Annotated in this window: 13 protein-coding genes and 1 CRISPR repeat array; of the genes, 2 read left to right on the top strand and 11 right to left on the bottom strand. The window is 39.1% G+C overall.

Annotated elements, in window-relative coordinates:
• Positions 1-2: 2 nt before the first annotated feature.
• Together NZ848_RS09010 and NZ848_RS09005 are read right to left on the bottom strand one after the other, a co-directional pair.
• Positions 3-587 (bottom strand): biliverdin-producing heme oxygenase, encoded by a 585-nt coding sequence (locus tag NZ848_RS09010; RefSeq protein ID WP_259015212.1) that lies wholly within the window; start codon positions 585-587, stop codon positions 3-5.
• Positions 588-624: 37 nt separating this feature from the next.
• On the bottom strand, positions 625-1,065 hold the full coding sequence (locus NZ848_RS09005; RefSeq protein ID WP_253530154.1) for a response regulator: 441 nt from the start codon (positions 1,063-1,065) through the stop codon (positions 625-627).
• A 462-nt stretch (positions 1,066-1,527) separates the two neighbouring features.
• Here NZ848_RS09005 and NZ848_RS09000 point away from each other — a divergent pair, with 462 nt between their 5' ends.
• Both NZ848_RS09000 and NZ848_RS08995 read left to right on the top strand, forming a co-directional pair.
• The gene (locus NZ848_RS09000) at positions 1,528-2,601 is read left to right on the top strand and encodes an alkaline phosphatase (RefSeq protein ID WP_259015211.1); all 1,074 of its coding nucleotides are present in this window, start codon (positions 1,528-1,530) and stop codon (positions 2,599-2,601) included.
• A gap of 390 nt (positions 2,602-2,991) precedes the next feature.
• Positions 2,992-3,360, top strand: a complete 369-nt coding sequence (locus NZ848_RS08995) for a T9SS type A sorting domain-containing protein (protein ID WP_253530149.1) — start codon at positions 2,992-2,994, stop codon at positions 3,358-3,360.
• A gap of 157 nt (positions 3,361-3,517) precedes the next feature.
• Here the strand turns inward: NZ848_RS08995 and NZ848_RS08990 are convergent, their stop codons facing one another.
• From NZ848_RS08990 to cas5, 9 genes are all read right to left on the bottom strand, one after another.
• Positions 3,518-4,222, bottom strand: coding sequence for a hypothetical protein (locus tag NZ848_RS08990; RefSeq protein WP_253530146.1), 705 nt, complete (start codon positions 4,220-4,222; stop codon positions 3,518-3,520).
• Positions 4,223-4,246: 24 nt separating this feature from the next.
• Positions 4,247-5,023 carry a DUF4097 domain-containing protein gene (locus NZ848_RS08985; protein WP_259015209.1) on the bottom strand — a complete coding sequence of 259 codons (777 nt, stop codon included), beginning with the start codon at positions 5,021-5,023 and terminating at the stop codon, positions 4,247-4,249.
• 97 nt (positions 5,024-5,120) lie between these two features.
• Positions 5,121-5,870 (bottom strand): HEAT repeat domain-containing protein, encoded by a 750-nt coding sequence (locus NZ848_RS08980; protein WP_259015208.1) that lies wholly within the window; start codon positions 5,868-5,870, stop codon positions 5,121-5,123.
• Entirely contained in the window at positions 5,854-6,372 is a 519-nt protein-coding gene (locus NZ848_RS08975) for an RNA polymerase sigma factor (protein ID WP_259015207.1), read from the bottom strand. Before NZ848_RS08975 ends, NZ848_RS08980 begins: the two co-directional genes overlap by 17 nt.
• Positions 6,373-6,614: 242 nt before the next feature.
• Positions 6,615-12,995: a CRISPR direct-repeat array (repeat unit 30 nt; unit sequence GTTTCAATTCCTATATGGTGCGATTGGTGG).
• Positions 12,996-13,187: 192 nt separating this feature from the next.
• A complete protein-coding gene (cas2, locus tag NZ848_RS08970) occupies positions 13,188-13,451 on the bottom strand; it encodes a CRISPR-associated endonuclease Cas2 (protein WP_101724395.1) in 264 nt (87 codons plus the stop codon).
• A 28-nt stretch (positions 13,452-13,479) separates the two neighbouring features.
• Positions 13,480-14,484, bottom strand: a complete 1,005-nt coding sequence (gene cas1b / locus NZ848_RS08965; protein WP_259015206.1) for a type I-B CRISPR-associated endonuclease Cas1b — start codon at positions 14,482-14,484, stop codon at positions 13,480-13,482.
• Positions 14,485-14,493: 9 nt separating this feature from the next.
• Positions 14,494-15,039 carry a CRISPR-associated protein Cas4 gene (gene cas4 / locus NZ848_RS08960; RefSeq protein WP_259015205.1) on the bottom strand — a complete coding sequence of 182 codons (546 nt, stop codon included), beginning with the start codon at positions 15,037-15,039 and terminating at the stop codon, positions 14,494-14,496.
• Positions 15,040-15,047: 8 nt separating this feature from the next.
• Positions 15,048-17,927: a CRISPR-associated helicase Cas3' gene (cas3, locus tag NZ848_RS08955; protein WP_259015204.1), complete on the bottom strand. Its 2,880-nt coding sequence runs from the start codon at positions 17,925-17,927 to the stop codon at positions 15,048-15,050.
• Entirely contained in the window at positions 17,911-18,681 is a 771-nt protein-coding gene (cas5, locus tag NZ848_RS08950) for a CRISPR-associated protein Cas5 (RefSeq protein WP_259015203.1), read from the bottom strand. The genes cas3 and cas5 overlap by 17 nt, the downstream gene beginning before the upstream one ends.
• Between the last annotated feature and the right edge of the window lie 10 nt (positions 18,682-18,691).

Raw genomic sequence — 18,691 nt, 5'->3', positions numbered from 1 at the left:
TGTTAAGACTCCAAATGATTTTTTATTGACCTGAAGGTATCAGTTGCTCCGGCAACGATAGCGGCATCAGCATCATTTTGTAATGAATAAGTCTGTAATGTTGTTAAAAACGACTTCCACAATTGCCCCGTTTCGGCGCCATAGCCTTCAAAAAAAGAAGCGCCGCCAGATGGCAAAAGCCCTAAGTGTTTTTCAATATGCTTAAGAATGATTCTGCCACCCAGTGTTGAGCCTTCCATTACATACATACAGCCTAAGGCGTACGGAACGGGCGGATGCCCACCTGCATTCTGTATATTAAAAACATCCTGTTCTATTGGCTTTGCCGATAACCGGTTCAAATCATGGTCAATCATTTCAAGTCTTCGTCTGCGTGGCAAATCAGCAAGTGTATCAATCAAAACCGGGAAAACGCAATTTTCGTAAAAATCAACCACACTCCTCATTTTTTGAAGATAGAGCAGGTAGTTTTCCATTGAAACGTTTTCTTCAAGCAGGGCTTTTGAAAGAGCAGTTTTTTCTAATTCAGTATGCAGAACCCCGGTCTCAGACCTGAGTTTGCTTAAAATGCTATCGTAGTGGGTCATGTATTCCTCAGGCAATTGTCAGAGAAAAGATATTTGTTCAGCAATAAACAAATTCTTTCACAGGCTGCGATTCTAAATAGCTGTTCCAGTTTAAACTCAATAGCTCGGCAAGAATATTCTTGAGTTTGGTATAAGAATCAGGCTTGCAAACATACAGAGTAGCCCCAGATTCTTTTGCTTTGGCAATAGAACTGGTATCGTTTGATGTAGAGAGTATCACCACAGGAAGATTTTTATGCGATGAGTCTTGTCGTATTTCACTCAATACCTCAAAGCCATCGGCATAAGGCATATTCAGGTCAAGAAAAAGTATGTCCGGCTTGGCCTGGGTTTCTTTCAGCATCGATAGCAACTCTATCCCGTCACTCTGAAACTCAATCAAAAAATCGGGATGTATTTCGTTGATTATTTCTTTAAAAATTTCTTTATCGTCAAGGTCGTCATCAGTGTAGAAAATCCTATAATTCTTAGTTTTCATGTGTTCGCATTTAAGAGACATCAGAGTAAATTTAACTCTTCAGATAAGCCTCAGGATATAATAAAATTCGGTTAGTAAATACTTTGTGTCTCATCGTATGCAGCTGTTCAAATTTCCTAAAATGTAAACAAAAAACATAATTATTTAGGAGATTTAATCAAAAATGGAGAGGTGGACGGCTAATATGCCACGCAAATGGCACATTTAGTAGATAAAAATTTTGGTGGATATATATACGTTTTTATCTCTATAAACGCCAAAAACAGGCTTGTTCTTGTGTGGATTGTATTTTTCTTAATAAAATCATAACAAATGTTGGTCTGTTATTTAGTGGTTCTTTCCGTTTTTTGTGCCCTCGTTTTATAATTATTCACATTTTAATACCCTGTCTTTGGGTGTAGCATCAGGTGCACAATGGTCTTTTAAGGGCAGGCCGGGGTATTAATAAAAAAAAGCATTTTAATGAAAAAAACATTGTGGTTGAGCGTGTTTGCTGTTTTGGCAACAATAGGGTCGTTTACAGTTGAAGCACAGAAAAATCAGTATCCAAAAAACATTATTTTTCTGATTGGTGACGGCATGGGTACCGCCCAGATTTACTCGGGCATTGTTTCGGCTAAAGGCCCGCTTAACATTGAGCGCAGTAAGGTAATTGGTTTTCATAAGAACCATTCGGCCGATAATTTTATTACCGATTCAGCCGCTGGTGCCACTGCGTTTTCTACCGGGCAGAAGACCTATAACGGCGCAATTGGGGTAGATGCAGATAAGAATCCGTTGCCTACCATTCTTGAAATTGCCGAGCAGAAAGGGCTGGCTACCGGCCTGGTGGCTACATGTGCCATTGTAGATGCTACGCCGTCTTCATTTATTGCGCATCAGCCTTCAAGAAAGATGTCGGAAGAAATAGCGGCTGATTTCCTTAAAACAGATATTGACCTGTTTATTGGGGGTGGTCGCAAGTATTTTAATCAGAGAAAAGACGGAAGAAACCTGCTTGATGAACTGAAAAGCAAAAATTATCAGGTTGCGCAGTCAATTGATGAGGTGGCCAAAGTAAAAAGCGGTAAACTGGCCGGGCTGATTGCAGAAGGCGACCCGGTGAAGATATCGGAGGGCAGGGGAGACCAGTTGCTGGTGTCTACCCAAACGGCACTGAATATTCTGAAACAAAACAAAAAGGGTTTTTTCCTGATGGTAGAGGGGTCTCAGATAGATTGGGGCGGCCACGCAAATGACACCCAGTATATTGTGAACGAAATGCTTGATTTTGACAAAGCCATTGGCGAGGCCTTTGATTTTGCGGATAAAGACGGTAATACCCTGGTAATAATTACGGCCGACCACGAAACTGGTGGCTTTTCTTTGAACGGCCTTTCTAAAGACGGTAAAGTGGAGGGCAAGTTTACTACCGGTGGGCATACAGCTGTGATGATTCCGGTTTTTGCTTACGGCAAAGGCGCTGAAATGTTTGCAGGGTTTTATAAGAACAACGATATTTTTGTTAAGTTGAAAAAAGCATTCAATTTCAAATAACTGGTAAGGGCCCCATAGAATAATATTTTTTATGGGGCTTGTTTTTAAGTTTTACACCGCTGCTTACATAACCTACCTGATTTAAACAGCATGGGCAGCCATTTCTGATTGTGCTGAACTCTCCCCCGGTAATCTTAAAGGTTTAATGCCTCTTTTATGATGTGGAACAAATGGTGATGCAGGTAGATAAAAACCTGAATTATGACGATGTATGCCCTTGTAAGCCCAAAATTGCCAGTTTTTTGTCGATATGTGCCTATATCAAGTCCTTCTCAGCTTTCATCATCTTAGGTTCCGGGTTTATCTATTCTGCATTTCTGCTATAAAAATGACCTGTATATTTGACTCATCAAAGAAAAAAACGGTTCAACATTTTAAATTTTATGTATCATGAGAAAGTCATTTTTTATTCTTGCCCTGGGTTTAGTTATCAGCAGCTTTAGCTATGCAAAAGCAGAAACTCCGGTTGCCAAAGACACAAAAACCGAATCAAAAATCAGTGTTTTAGATATGAGCAATCTTCGTCTGAAAGTACTTTTTGATGATGTAACAAAAAATACCGCAAGCATTGAAATTTATAACGCTAAGGGTGAAGTGTTTTATCAGGAGCTTAGCCAGACTAATAAACCATTGGTGCTGAATGTAGAGCATCTTGACGACGGCGCTTATACCCTGGCGGTGTCTGCCGGAAATGAGAAATTAATCTACGATTTTAACATTGAAAGCCAGGTGTCACGCGTGGCAGTTCTGAAGAATTGAAGAATAGTGGTTAAAACCATGCCTGATAAGCCCCTTACAGGATTGTCGGGCATGGTTCAATATAAGCCATTGTGTTGGGGTGGCTGGTTATTGGATAAAAAAATCCGGTGATTCAAATCCTGTGATGAGCAGGTTAAACCACCGGACCAACAACTTATTATTTACTTCTTACATATAAATTATTACTGATAGACTCTAACGTTACTTTGGGGCCGCCACCATTTACGGTGCCTTCAAGCGGATACCCAACTAAAGGGTTCTTTTGTCTTTTGCTGGTGAAATCAATTTTCAGGTCAGAGTAAACTTCGCCGGTAACGGTTTTCATGCCAAGGGTTCCACCTTTGCCTTTCGGCCAGCTTACATCAACAAACCCGCTGATGCTCTTGGCTTTTATGGAGCTGTAAACAGAGTTAATCCAGATGTTTCCGCTTATCGTTTCCAGCTCTAGTTCGGCTTGCTTAGGCAGATAAACCTCATAGTTTATTTTACTGCACACATAATAGTTTTTGCCGTTGCGGTTCCATGATGATTGGTGGGCTTTGCTATCGGGGCAGTCTTCTACATTCCCGTCCTCAAGCAGCGCATTGTTAAAGTCGGTTTTCAGACTTATCTCGTTTGTTGTACTGTTGCTGCTTACCGTCAACGCATCATTCAGCTTACCTGAGTTTATTTCTACAGCAATTTTTACGTAAACCTCGGCTTTATCCCAGTATTTTACCTGAATGTCATCGGCAAATCTGAGATTAAGATTAACCGATTGAGCGGCAGAAAAAGGCAGGTGCTTTTCAATTAGTTTTATTTTTTGTGCGTAGCCGCTGTACTGGCTAAATGCCAGCATAAGTAATATTAATAGCTTTTTCATAATTTTTATATAGGACAAAGGTTGTTATTTTTGCTTGCGTAGGTAAATATTGCCGCTTACCGAATTCAGATTCAGGTTCACACCGCCGCCATTCAGGGTGCCTGCAATATTGTGGCCGCCACTCACTTTTGGCAAACCATCTTTACCCGGTTTCAGGTTCATGTCAAGGTCGCTGTAAACCTCACCTGTTACCGATTTTACCAATACCGAAGCTTTTGTGGTAGAGGGCAGCGTAAGGTCAATCTCGCCGCTCACCAGAGAAATAGCACATGGTTTTGATTGGTTCACGTTTTTGAAAACAGCCGTGAAATTGCCACTGATACTGCTGGCTACAATAGGCCCTGTAACGTTATTCAGTTTCATATCGGCATTGTTGGTTTTCATTTCCAGGTCTCCTTCTACATTGTTGATGGCTATCCAAGAGCCTTGCCAGTTAATCTGTGTGTAAATCAGGCTGGCCTTATTCGGGATTAGAATTGTGTATTTAGCCGACTTTCTCGATGCTTTTTCAATCTTTAATATTCCGCCTTCTGACGTAACAGAAAGGCCGATACCGGTATTATCAACGTTTGTATTATACAAGGCTTTTAAACCCTTGGCTTGTTCGGGTAGTATTTCAGTACTTCCGCCTCTGATAATCACCTCATCACCGGCATGGCCTTCAATCTTCAGGTTGTCGGCATCCAGCTCTATGGCTATTTTGCTGCTGCCGTTATTGGCAAGTTTGTGTTTGTATTCCTGCGCCTGGGTATAAATGGCTGTCAGAAAAAGACAGGCGAATATGAACATGTGTTTTTTCATTGTAATTTGCTTTTAGATAATTCTGAATTGATTAAAAATGGGATAATCTCTGAATAAGGCCTTACATTTCTTCGAAAATCCGTTTGTCGTTAATTGTTTATAAGGTTATTAATCTGGCTGCGCCTTCCTGTGCTTTCAGACGTACAATATCCAATGCTGCTTTGTCTTTAGAGATTTGCTCAAGGGTAGTTGATGCGCGTTTCTCTTTCATTATTACCAGCAGCTCAATAAGTGTAATCTGAATATTTGGGTCGGTTTGTATTTTGAGCGACTGAATGAGCCCTTCTCGCACCATGGGTTCATCTCCAAAGCGAGCCAGTGCCTGGCAGGCAGCTAAACGTACGTTTACGTTGTCGTCGAAATTCAGGGTATTGATTAACAACTGTATCAGCTCCTGGTCAAGCTCTTTCAGCTCAAGGCTTTGGTGTACGGCATCAATCCTGTCACTGGCCGACGTCAGTTTCACCTGTTCAAACTGTAAGGTTTTTTTCAGGTTTGATTCCGGTGTGCTTTCAACAATCAGTATATCCGGGCGACTGTTATTGAAATAGTATCCGGCGGTAAACCCGCCAATTAACAAGGCAATGCCGGCGGCTATTCTTCTGCTGACGGTGCCAAACTGCACCACCCTTCCGCGCTTTTGTATGGTGTTTAATACCTGAGTTTTTATTTGCACAGAGGGTTGCTCTTCCGCTGCCTTTTGGTAATACCCAAATTCGGCCACATGGTGTTGCAAATGGGGTGGCACATCGCTTTTACTGAAAAAATCTTTGATATACTTTTCTTCCTGTAGCGACGTTTCTCCCTCGTAGTACTTCTCCAATAATTTTTCAATTTCCTGATGCATAATTGTTCACTTTTAAATAACTGTCTCTGACACTCTTCCGGGCTCTTGATAAAATAACTCTGATATTGTTGACGGTCAGGCCTGTAACCTGCTCAATGTCTTCAAATGAAAACTCTTCCACATCGCGCAGATGCAAAACCGTTTTCTGAATTTCAGGCAAGGCGTCAATAATCTTCTTTAATAATTCATTACTATCGGTTAACTCCACCTGTTCATAAGGTGTGTAGGCAATTTCGCCCATATCAATGGTCTCTAAACCAGTTTGCGTGTGGTTGTAGGCATACGACTTCAGTTTGTCAAGGCAAAGGTTCTTGGTCATCTGTACTGCCAGCGCTTCCACACTCTGGTACGTCTCAAGCTGTTGTCGTTTGTCCCACAGTTTCAAAAATACTTCCTGCACGGTGTCTTCGGCTTCCTCAGCGTTCTTGAGGTAGAGTTTGGCCACTCTGTATAAGCGTGCCTGGTGTTGAAGAACCGATTGTGTAAATACTTTTAAATCCATTTCAATAACATAGACGACCCACCTAACGAAACATTACAGAATATTTAATTTTTTTTGATTGATATCAGCGTAAGCTATAAAACTGAAGAATACAGAAAGCAATTTAGTGAATGAATAGAAAGAAAGCAGGAAAAATAGTGGCTAAGGATATATAAATTATAGTTTAATGATAATGATTTATTTTATGGACACAAATGCAGCAAAGGTAAAGTCATTCCAGAAATTCTATTTTTGATTCTCGTATTTCAATTCCTATATGGTGCGATTGGTGGAAAATGCTGTGAGGGCGCAGATGTCGCAGGCGGAATGTTTCAATTCCTATATGGTGCGATTGGTGGCATTCCATTCGATGCTTTTACCTGTGAAGGTTCCAAAATTTCAATTCCTATATGGTGCGATTGGTGGCTCCTAAATAAACCTGCTTTGCGAGCGGGTATTTAATATTTCAATTCCTATATGGTGCGATTGGTGGACCCTTTTTGCGCTCTTAACCATCGACGGATACATCTATTTCAATTCCTATATGGTGCGATTGGTGGTAAGAAACGGAATTGAAAATCCTATTAATGGAGTGCAGTTTCAATTCCTATATGGTGCAATTGGTGGTTTTTTATTGTTTTCATTTTAAAAGTTTTGTTTAATAGTTTCAATTCCTATATGGTGCGATTGGTGGTAATAGAGGAAGAAACACAGGAGAATCTAAAATCCGGGTTTCAATTCCTATATGGTGCGATTGGTGGTGTGATAGTTAACCCCGCAAAAGTAGGGTTACTGGGTTTCAATTCCTATATGGTGCGATTGGTAGATTTCTACCGTTCCGTCTTCGCCCCAATCAAATGCTGTTTCAATTCCTATATGGTGCGATTGGTGGTACTCAAGGTCCAACTTCTTTATCTGTTACAATTTCTGTTTCAATTCCTATATGGTGCGATTGGTGGACAATTCTAATTGAACAAAAAGAGACACAGAGGAAGTTTCAATTCCTATATGGTGCGATTGGTGGGCCTTTTTTGTTTGCTATTTGCTCAATGTTTTTTCCAGTTTCAATTCCTATATGGTGCGATTGGTGGCTGAAACAGTGCAAAGGCTTGCGCCCAAACGCGAGTTTCAATTCCTATATGGTGCGATTGGTGGGGCAACGGAGCGCGGGGACACATAGGGCAGGAAATGTTTCAATTCCTATATGGTGCGATTGGTGGCTTAGCTAATCAGGTTAAGGACCCTTTTTATAATGAGTTTCAATTCCTATATGGTGCGATTGGTGGTTTTTTGTAAAATTCAAAGGCATTCCATCTGAGAAGTTTCAATTCCTATATGGTGCGATTGGTGGGGCAGAATTTCAGGATTGTTGCTACACGCCTCAACCCAGTTTCAATTCCTATATGGTGCGATTGGTGGTATAGTTAATTAACATAAAACAAAACAATTGACAGGGTTTCAATTCCTATATGGTGCGATTGGTGGTGTCATAATACATTCATGCGAAATGTGCTTTGGTATGTTTCAATTCCTATATGGTGCGATTGGTGGTACTCAATGCGTGCAGATAGTACTTCGCCTGTTTTGTTTCAATTCCTATATGGTGCGATTGGTGGTGTCATAATACATTCATGCGAAATGTGCTTTGGTATGTTTCAATTCCTATATGGTGCGATTGGTGGTACTCAATGCGTGCAGATAGTACTTCGCCTGTTTTGTTTCAATTCCTATATGGTGCGATTGGTGGTGTAAAGCCTATGGTGGCAGCACCTCAAAATGGTTGTTTCAATTCCTATATGGTGCGATTGGTGGTTCCCTGAGCTCTAAGGTTTTTCAACTAAATACAACAAGTTTCAATTCCTATATGGTGCGATTGGTGGTGTTACTGTTACTACGGTTGTGAAAGTTGCGGCAGAGTTTCAATTCCTATATGGTGCGATTGGTGGATCAAACGTAGCTTAATCTAAAACCAAAATAAAAGTTTCAATTCCTATATGGTGCGATTGGTGGCCACAGCTGGGCGAGGGCAGTTTGAGCAACCTTGAGTTTCAATTCCTATATGGTGCGATTGGTGGCAAACCATTATCTGACATACCCCATTCGTTTGGCGTGTTTCAATTCCTATATGGTGCGATTGGTGGGCATCTACCAGAACGCAGATTAAGGAGTATAGCGAGTTTCAATTCCTATATGGTGCGATTGGTGGGGCGAATTAAAGTATAATAGGATTATGCAAAACGAGTTTCAATTCCTATATGGTGCGATTGGTGGAAATAGGTTGGGATTGAATAGAAAACTAACTCCCTGCGTTTCAATTCCTATATGGTGCGATTGGTGGACTAATAGTCTCTTTCATCTCAATTGAGATTAATTAAGTTTCAATTCCTATATGGTGCGATTGGTGGGAATGATTAATGATTTACAAAATCCTAGGTCGACCAAGTTTCAATTCCTATATGGTGCGATTGGTGGGCTTAATTCGGTTTTCAATTTCCTGATATTTTTCTTTGTTTCAATTCCTATATGGTGCGATTGGTGGCCCAGTAGCTGCATTGGCATATTCGGAGCCAATATGTTTCAATTCCTATATGGTGCGATTGGTGGTACTCAGCCGGATTTAGAACTAGCAGAACTGCCGCGTTTCAATTCCTATATGGTGCGATTGGTGGATGTGTACGACCAGTCCGTTACTGTACATTCAGACGGGTTTCAATTCCTATATGGTGCGATTGGTGGCGTTTACAGCCGCTAATTGCCAAAAAGGGCGATGTTGTTTCAATTCCTATATGGTGCGATTGGTGGAAAAACAGCCCCAGGCTTATTAACTTCTGCTAAAACTGTTTCAATTCCTATATGGTGCGATTGGTGGTAAGCACTCCGGGGTTGATATGCTTGCGTTTCTGGCGTTTCAATTCCTATATGGTGCGATTGGTGGGGCATTTATTGTCATTCCACAGGAAAAAACTAAAAAGTTTCAATTCCTATATGGTGCGATTGGTGGACCACCGAGTGTTTCAGATATTTGGTCGGCAAGCTAGTTTCAATTCCTATATGGTGCGATTGGTGGCTCCTTTTCGGTCAGCAAACTACCATCTAGCCTAAACGTTTCAATTCCTATATGGTGCGATTGGTGGGCCTAATAATACTGCTCTCCACATTTCGATTAAATAAGTTTCAATTCCTATATGGTGCGATTGGTGGTGCCTAAAAATTGCTTATTAGCTATAAAATAAGTATGTTTCAATTCCTATATGGTGCGATTGGTGGACGGAGTTTGCAGCAAGTATCATTGCCGAATTTAATGTTTCAATTCCTATATGGTGCGATTGGTGGGAACGGTTCAACGTGGGTAAAAATTAATCTTTTGTTGTTTCAATTCCTATATGGTGCGATTGGTGGATACTGGCCATACTACATTAAAAAGCATCATTTTAGAGTTTCAATTCCTATATGGTGCGATTGGTGGTCACACAGGCGCATTAAAATTAAACAGGATTCTCGGGTTTCAATTCCTATATGGTGCGATTGGTGGATTTTACCATGAATCTTTTCCATTTCCTTTAATTCAGTTTCAATTCCTATATGGTGCGATTGGTGGTACAAATGGATTATCTCTATGAGGTCGGTTATGTGAGTTTCAATTCCTATATGGTGCGATTGGTGGAAAATAGGTGATTGGGTACAGACAAGAAAAAGTCAGTTTCAATTCCTATATGGTGCGATTGGTGGGACATTGCGGATTCTGTTTATTCTCTGTTTGTCGAGTTTCAATTCCTATATGGTGCGATTGGTGGGATGAAAGAAGACAAGTTTCGGCAAAACATGGCTAGTTTCAATTCCTATATGGTGCGATTGGTGGACTCAAGTTTGAAAAAAAAGATTCTTGTTAATCCAAAGTTTCAATTCCTATATGGTGCGATTGGTGGATTGATTGTTGTTAAGATAAAAAAACTAAAACTAAGTTTCAATTCCTATATGGTGCGATTGGTGGAGCCTGCCACAACTCAAAAGCATTCCATCCTTACCGGTTTCAATTCCTATATGGTGCGATTGGTGGCAGATGGGGCAGTTGTGCCAACGCTTAATGTTCCCGAGTTTCAATTCCTATATGGTGCGATTGGTGGGCAAGCAACCCGATAATATTCACCCCTGCATTACCGAGTTTCAATTCCTATATGGTGCGATTGGTGGACTCAAGTTTGAAAAAAAAGATTCTTGTTAATCCAAAGTTTCAATTCCTATATGGTGCGATTGGTGGTAATCTTATATAACTGAGAGCATCTTATTTTAAATGGTTTCAATTCCTATATGGTGCGATTGGTGGGTAGAAAAGATAATAGTAACCCGCTCTTTGCCGTTGTTTCAATTCCTATATGGTGCGATTGGTGGTGTATTTTTGATTTATAAACGCCTCAAAGTGTTGTTTGTTTCAATTCCTATATGGTGCGATTGGTGGGAGCTCGTTGAGCTTGGCCACCTGCATTTTATAAGGTTTCAATTCCTATATGGTGCGATTGGTGGATCAATAGATTTCGCTATCCAAAAGAAGTATTTAGCGTTTCAATTCCTATATGGTGCGATTGGTGGAATGTAGAATGGAAAGGGGGCAAACAGCTTTTTAAGTTTCAATTCCTATATGGTGCGATTGGTGGATTAAATCAAATAACGGATAATCTTCTTCCCTGCAAAGTTTCAATTCCTATATGGTGCGATTGGTGGAGAGCAAAAAATTGACAGAGCAATAAAATACGCAATGTTTCAATTCCTATATGGTGCGATTGGTGGTATGCTGAACAGGGGATAAAACTAACGCCAAATTTGTTTCAATTCCTATATGGTGCGATTGGTGGAAAGTAGGCTTTATAAAAAACAGGTTTGTCATCTTTGGTTTCAATTCCTATATGGTGCGATTGGTGGACTTTACATCAAGAAAAGTGAGCGACGTCCAATTGTGTGTTTCAATTCCTATATGGTGCGATTGGTGGACTTTACATCAAGAAAAGTGAGCGACGTCCAATTGTGTGTTTCAATTCCTATATGGTGCGATTGGTGGAAGAACTTCAAGTTATCATACGCAGTAGCCTCCAGAGTTTCAATTCCTATATGGTGCGATTGGTGGATATAGGAGCGAATAATTATCCGGAAGAATTTGCTTGTTTCAATTCCTATATGGTGCGATTGGTGGTGGCCGCTGCCGATAAGAACCGGCACCAGGCCATTAAGTTTCAATTCCTATATGGTGCGATTGGTGGCACCGGTGAAGATGAATGGAATGCAGAAACTTTGCTGTTTCAATTCCTATATAGTGCGATTGGTGGTGAGTCTTTACATACGGCATGGTACAACCTATTAAGTTTCAATTCCTATATGGTGCGATTGGTGGAACAGAACAATGCCAGTGTGCTAATAGCCTGGCCGAGTTTCAATTCCTATATGGTGCGATTGGTGGCCTGGCGCCAGATTAAGGAGTTCTACGACGAAGCCGGGTTTCAATTCCTATATGGTGCGATTGGTGGAGCAGGTTGATTTTATTTTTTATCAGCTTGGTGTAAAGTTTCAATTCCTATATGGTGCGATTGGTGGCCTGAATTAATTTTCTGTATTTTATTTCGTCATCTACGTTTCAATTCCTATATGGTGCGATTGGTGGCTGATAAAGAAATTAAAAAGCCGTACATCAGAGAAATGTTTCAATTCCTATATGGTGCGATTGGTGGTGTCTGGAGAGGATTTGGAATGTTGGCTGCCGCGTTTGTTTCAATTCCTATATGGTGCGATTGGTGGAGATACAGCCAAATTTTCAAGGAGGAGTATGGTCAGTTTCAATTCCTATATGGTGCGATTGGTGGAATTACTGAATACCAGAGCATTTTTGATTTGGCCATGTTTCAATTCCTATATGGTGCGATTGGTGGGGTACAACTTTTGGTGCCTGGATAATATCCGTCATGTTTCAATTCCTATATGGTGCGATTGGTGGTCTGCTACTGTGGAAAAACATCATTACGATTTTTTAAGTTTCAATTCCTATATGGTGCGATTGGTGGCGGTAAAGGAGATGTGGACTGCGGATGATTATTCAATGTTTCAATTCCTATATGGTGCGATTGGTGGTTCTTTGCCAAGCAGCCAGCACCGATTGAAATAATTAAGTTTCAATTCCTATATGGTGCGATTGGTGGAGGTCAGTAGTCAGCGTTTTAGCATCAAAAGCATGTTTCAATTCCTATATGGTGCGATTGGTGGTGAAGGGTGAGATGACAACCGACAACCCGCTTGGCTAGTTTCAATTCCTATATGGTGCGATTGGTGGAGTGTTTTGAGCTGCTTATTAATGTAAGACTGTTGGGTTTCAATTCCTATATGGTGCGATTGGTGGAAGCTGATGTATGAAGAGCTGGATATTTCTAAAGTTCGTTTCAATTCCTATATGGTGCGATTGGTGGTAAAGGGTCTGATTTAAGGCAGAAAGGGAAAGTATCGTTTCAATTCCTATATGGTGCGATTGGTGGTTGTTCTAAAAAGGGTCTTCGATTTAAAACAATAGGAGTTTCAATTCCTATATGGTGCGATTGGTGGCCCGAAAGAAAAGCAAACGGTTTCGCTGGTTGACGGTTTCAATTCCTATATGGTGCGATTGGTGGCCGTTGAAAAAACGGCTCAGATGATGTAAAAATAGGGTTTTTGGATGGAAAAATCAATGAAAAAGTCGTCGATGTATAATGATAGGATTTTGCCTGTACATCGACGACCATTGATAATCAGCAAGTTGCCCGCTGAGTGTTAATTTTTCAGTATGTCAATGAACTGTTTTTATAGGCACCGACGACACCCCCCTACAGAAAGTTATCGGTTGTCATCCTTTCAATACCTATAATTTCTTTGTCGAGCCACCTTTCTTCCCGGCTCTTAAAAATAATAATACTGTCGGTTTCTTCATTCATTATCTTCTTTGCGCCTATCAGCATTTCCTTCAGCTTTACTTCAGTTATTTCCCCTTCAAACACCGAATTCTGAATCCAGTTCAGGTACTTCCGGCAAAACTTAAGCATTTTGCCGACCCGCTTTTCGCCTATGTCATAAACAAGAATCACATACATAGCAGTTTATTATTTTTCCGTTAATGGGTCACCACAGCATCCTGAATGGTTTATATTCTTCTATACCCAAAATATGTTTTTGTAGCTTGTAGCACTCTAGCTTTATTAACTGCTTGTATGATACATTGCGGCTCAGTTTCCGGTGCCTGAAAGTCTCTTTTAGTTTTTCTTCAAAGGCTTGCACAAATGTTTTCCGCGCCGAGTCTTTCATAACACAGGCATTTAGCTCTTTTCTGAAATCGCCAGCTTTTATCTGATGTTTGTTCAGAACCGTAAATATGAGCCTGTCAATCAATATAGGTTTAAAAATCTCGGCCAGGTCTAATGCCAAAGAATACCTCCGGTAGCCGGGTTCATGCAAAAAACTGATAGTGGGGTTTAGTTGTGTATGATAGATCTGGCTCAGGCAAGCCGTATAGCATAGCATGTTGCCGAACGAAATCAAGGTGTTAATCTCGTTGGTTGGTGGCTGTTTTGTGCGGTTCCCCATTTCAAAATCGTTGATTATCTCATCAAAGCCCGAGTAATATGCCTGCCTGATATTCCCTTCAATGCCCATCAGTTCATCAATTTTTGTGGCACTGGGTATAAGTACGGTATAGCTGTTGATACGGTTAATGGCCTCTGCCAGATTCCGGCCCCGGTTGGCATAATAATTCAGATTTTTGAGCATATTAAACGCCGCACCGTCAATAATTTTACGGGCAATTATAAGTCGTTTTTTGTCAGAACTGTAGTGCTTCGTCTGGTCTATCTGCATTTTGCCGGCAAGCAGATAATCTTTCGACATAAAGGAGCCTGTGTAATGCTCATAATAATCGAAAAAATGAACAGATACATGGTTTTTGCCCAGGAAATTATACAAAGCAGAGTTGGCATCGAGGCTACCAAAACAATAGATGTTATCTACGGTTTCGATGGGAATGTAACGCGTTTGCCCTTCCACGTTATTTTTGTCGATGGGGGTAAAACTAAGCGTATTGTCGCGGCGCGACATCCTGCCCGGATTAAACAAATAGTATGTTTTTTTCATGATACAGGTTTATTCTTCTCCAACCCAGCAAAATTCAAAGAAACTGCAAGACTTACATTTACTGACAGGCAGCCTGTCGGGGCAATGGCTCAGGGTAGCAATTTCATGGGTTTTTATAATGAGCGCTTCCAGTTGTTGTTGGTCAGATGCCGAAAGGCTTACTTTTTCAGTTATACGAAGTTTTGGGTACTCAAGCAGCCCGTAGTCAGCCCGGATACCGTTAAGCCGCAACACATATAAATAAAACTGCACCTGCGCTACGTGGGCGTGCTCTTTTGCGTTTGATTTTTTTATTTCATGCACCACACCCGTTGAGGGGTCAAAGAAATCTATTTTTGCTGCCAGCGATATTAACTGGTGAGCAGGGTGGGGGAATTGCGCCGACACCTCAATTTCGGTGTATCGTTCGGCACGTTGGGGGTAGCTTTCCTGCCCTATGAGCCTACCCTCAGCAACTATCTCAGAGGTATGTTCCATCCGGATGCCGTTGGCGTGTAGCCAGAGTTCTCTGTGGCAAATGTTAAGTATATTTACTAAAGTGGCGGTGATAGTCACAATGTTCTTTATAAAAATTGAGTTTCGCTACTTGAAAATCGCTTTGTATCCAATCCAAATTTTATATCATAAAATTCGCGCCAAAATACAAGATACTTATACCCATATTCACTCTTAACTTCGTCGGAATAATGCACAATCTGGTTTTCAATATTTTTACTTGCAAATAAAGAAAAAATGAATTTTGACATAATACCTTGTAAAGTCTTTTCTGCAATTTTCTGTTGAATAAATTCCTTTTTGTTTTTAATAATTGAAAGATATAAATCAAAAACTTCTTCACCATCAATTTCCATATTTGCAGTAGGTATAACTGAGTTTTCTTCCAGAAATTCTAATTCACCTTTAGAGAAAACGCTGTCATTTGCACTTGGAGTTACACCTTGAACATAGATTGGAATTGATACTGGAACAAAGCACGAGATATTTTCCTGCTCAATTAATTTGAAATCATTGTGTACTGATTGAAATTTCAGGTTTTTTATTTTAGGCTGATAATGTTTAAGTTGATTTTGATGATTGTCTATACTTAATTTATCGGAATTATGAGTTATGTCAATTCTGGTGAAAATGGTATTATACAAGAAATCGAAATCTTTTTCTCGCAGGATTCGCTTATAATCATCAATTTTTAATTTCTTCATCTCTTGATATCTTTTATCCTGCCCGTAAATAATCCGTTCTTGGTTGAAATTAAAAAGATGAAGTGTACATTCCTTTTTGTTCACATTTCTGTTAATTCTACCTGCTAGTTGTTCTTCACTGTCAATCATAGACTTGTCCTTAAAGCCTAGGTCCATGTCAATATCCACTCCGGCTTCAACAACCTGAGTAGTAATTAGAAGTATTCTTTTCTTACGATTGGCAGGATTCTTAAGAAAATTAATAATCTCTTTTCTTCTATGTTCAAGAATTGTTCCTGATAATACCAATATTTCGTCAAAGAGAGATTCATGTTGATTTAGTTCTGTAATAATTTGATAGAAGTTTGTGGCTGATTTTTTGAATATAAATTCTATTATGCAATAAACACTGTTGAACGGCTTTGCTTCTCCAAAGTCTAGTTGGGAGTATTCTTTTGACTTTGTGTGGAGTATTTGTGCTATTTCATCAAGTGATATTTCAGTGCGTTCTAGTAAATCGAAATTAAACTTAATTCTTTCGCTGAAATTTGGATTCAAAAAGTAATCTTGCTTTGCTGTTGGTAATAGGTAAACAAACTCATCAGGAAAATCTTTCTTTATTAACTCGAGGTTGCCCAATTTGGGTAGGGTTGCTGACATTAATATGAATTTAATATTATACAATTTTGCATAGGTGTGAACAAAATAAATGATTTTGTCCCAGTGAGTGGGGTCATAAGATTGTAATTCATCAATGACTACAACTGAATTTGCCAAGCGGTGGAGCAAATAATTGCCTTCTTTTTCATTAGTTTTAAGCAGGTCGAAAAACTTAACATGAGACAGTAAACAAAACGGATAGTTAACAAATAGATTATCAATATAATTTTCTTTTTCGTTGCTATAAATACCATCTTTCTCTTCTTCTAGCTGTTTGGTATCTATATGTTGTTCTGGCGCAGGAATACCAAATTTTACATGTTCTTTTTGCTTGTAACCTGCCTTTGAATGTAATTGAACAATCTCATTTTCATTTAAACCCAGCGTTTCTTTTATTGAACTATATGTTTGTGTTATAAGTGTGGTAAATGGGAAAACATAAAATACTTTATTTATCCTGCCTTTACTATTGTGAAGAAGTTCAATTGTGGCGAGTATTGATAAATTGGTCTTGCCACCGCCTGTGGGGGCTTCTATATAAAACAAATTCTTTAAACTGTTAGCTCTTATGTTTTCAATAACCTCTATTGCCATAGCTTGCCTTAAAGCATTAAGGTTTTTGTTGCTTTGTTCAGTTGGGTTTGGCGAGATATATCCGGTATTTATCTTTTTATAAGTTTCTTTATTGTAATTTTTTTTCTCTTGATCACTTTTTAAAACATCGCTAGAGCTTACAAAGTCAAATAACTGGTTGATCCTATTGGAACTTAATACACCCATATCGGATATTTCAATTCCTGTCATGTATTGGCTGGAAGCTAAATAATCAGAGGCTGTCAATAATGAGAAATTAAGCCTGATTAGAGAATAGAGTGCAAATGAATTGAAAAAATTATAGGATTCTAGCTCATTGAATGCCTTGGTCAGATGTAAGGGAAGAATCTCATAATTTTTTAAAGGAATATCAAATTGATAGTGAGACACATATTGTTTCATACAATTAACCTCATCAACAGAGAAAGAAATTTTATCCTTATATTCATCATTCAAATATTTTCCATGATGCTTAAAAATACAATAGGAAAACATAAGAATAGCTAACATAATTGTTGAATGATATTGCCTGTCAACAGATACTTGTGCGTCGGTAATTTGCTTTACTATAAATAAATATGCACCAAGGCTTGAATGATGTGTAGAAATTGGGCTATTGAGTTTCTCTTTTCCCTTAAAATAGGGGTTATTCATTTTGTCTGGATTCGCCTGAAAGTTTTCGTTTATCTTTCCGAAGTCGTGAAAGATAATTACATTAACGAATAACCTTTTTATAAATAGCCCAATTTCGTTTGTGTCTGTAATTTTTTGATCTTTTAGAAATTCATTTATTAGATTATCAATTATGCCGTCTAAATGATGTTTTTCAACCAATAATTCAAACTTTTGTTGAACAAGCTCTATATGCTCTTTTAAAGTTTCGGGTGTTCTTTGCTTTACATAGTTTTTGGGCGACACATGAGCATAATATAGTTCAGCATCAATTAAAAAGGTTTCAATTGGAGGTATTGTCTTTATAATTGAAGCAACTGTTTCATAAGAGTTGTACATAACATTGCATTTGATTAAGGTAAAACAGATGTTCAATTACGAATGATTTTCTTAAATGAAATGTTGAAAAAACAAAATCTCCTAATAGATATTGAAATAAGGTGGTGTCAAAGTCGTACGGTAATCTTTCAAAGTACATAAATGGTGTTTCGTTCTCAAAGAATGAACTAAAATCAAAAATAGGAGTAGACTTATGGTCTTTGATTACATCCTTCTTCAGAAACATAGTTTTGATTTTAATATCTTCTGTTTGTTCTTCAATTTTCTGGAAGGAATAATCTTTGAAACTCTCTTTCTCCCACCATGCTGAAAACTCATTTTTACCAAAATAGGGGATGTATTCAGCGATACCATCCTTAAGACATTCAAATAAATACTTATGATGTGTATTAGTCAGGTTCAGCAGCGCATAGACCCTGTAGGCAGGTTTGATAAGAGTTGCTTCCTCGGTTAGGTATGTTGAACCATTATTTGCATAGCCAACAGTATTAGAATACTTAATTACGGTTTTCTGATAACTTCCTTTTTCATGTGAAAGTGGTTCTATACCCAATTTTATATCTTTTAGCAATTCATAATACTGAGGCATCTTACCTTTCTCTTTGTAACCATCCAAACCAATAATAGCTCCGAAAATGCCGAGTATCGCTGGTTTGTGTACAATATTGTAAGATAGATTTACAGTATTATTGGCATCGGGTTTTCTGAAAAACCCGAATTCACTTTTTAAGTCAATAGAAATCAATCTTTCCATAGAAGTAGGT

The sequence above is a fragment of the Emticicia fluvialis genome (genome assembly GCF_024793945.1).
Classification (GTDB): domain Bacteria; phylum Bacteroidota; class Bacteroidia; order Cytophagales; family Spirosomataceae; genus Emticicia; species Emticicia fluvialis.
This window is presented reverse-complemented; position numbering and strand designations above follow the sequence as displayed.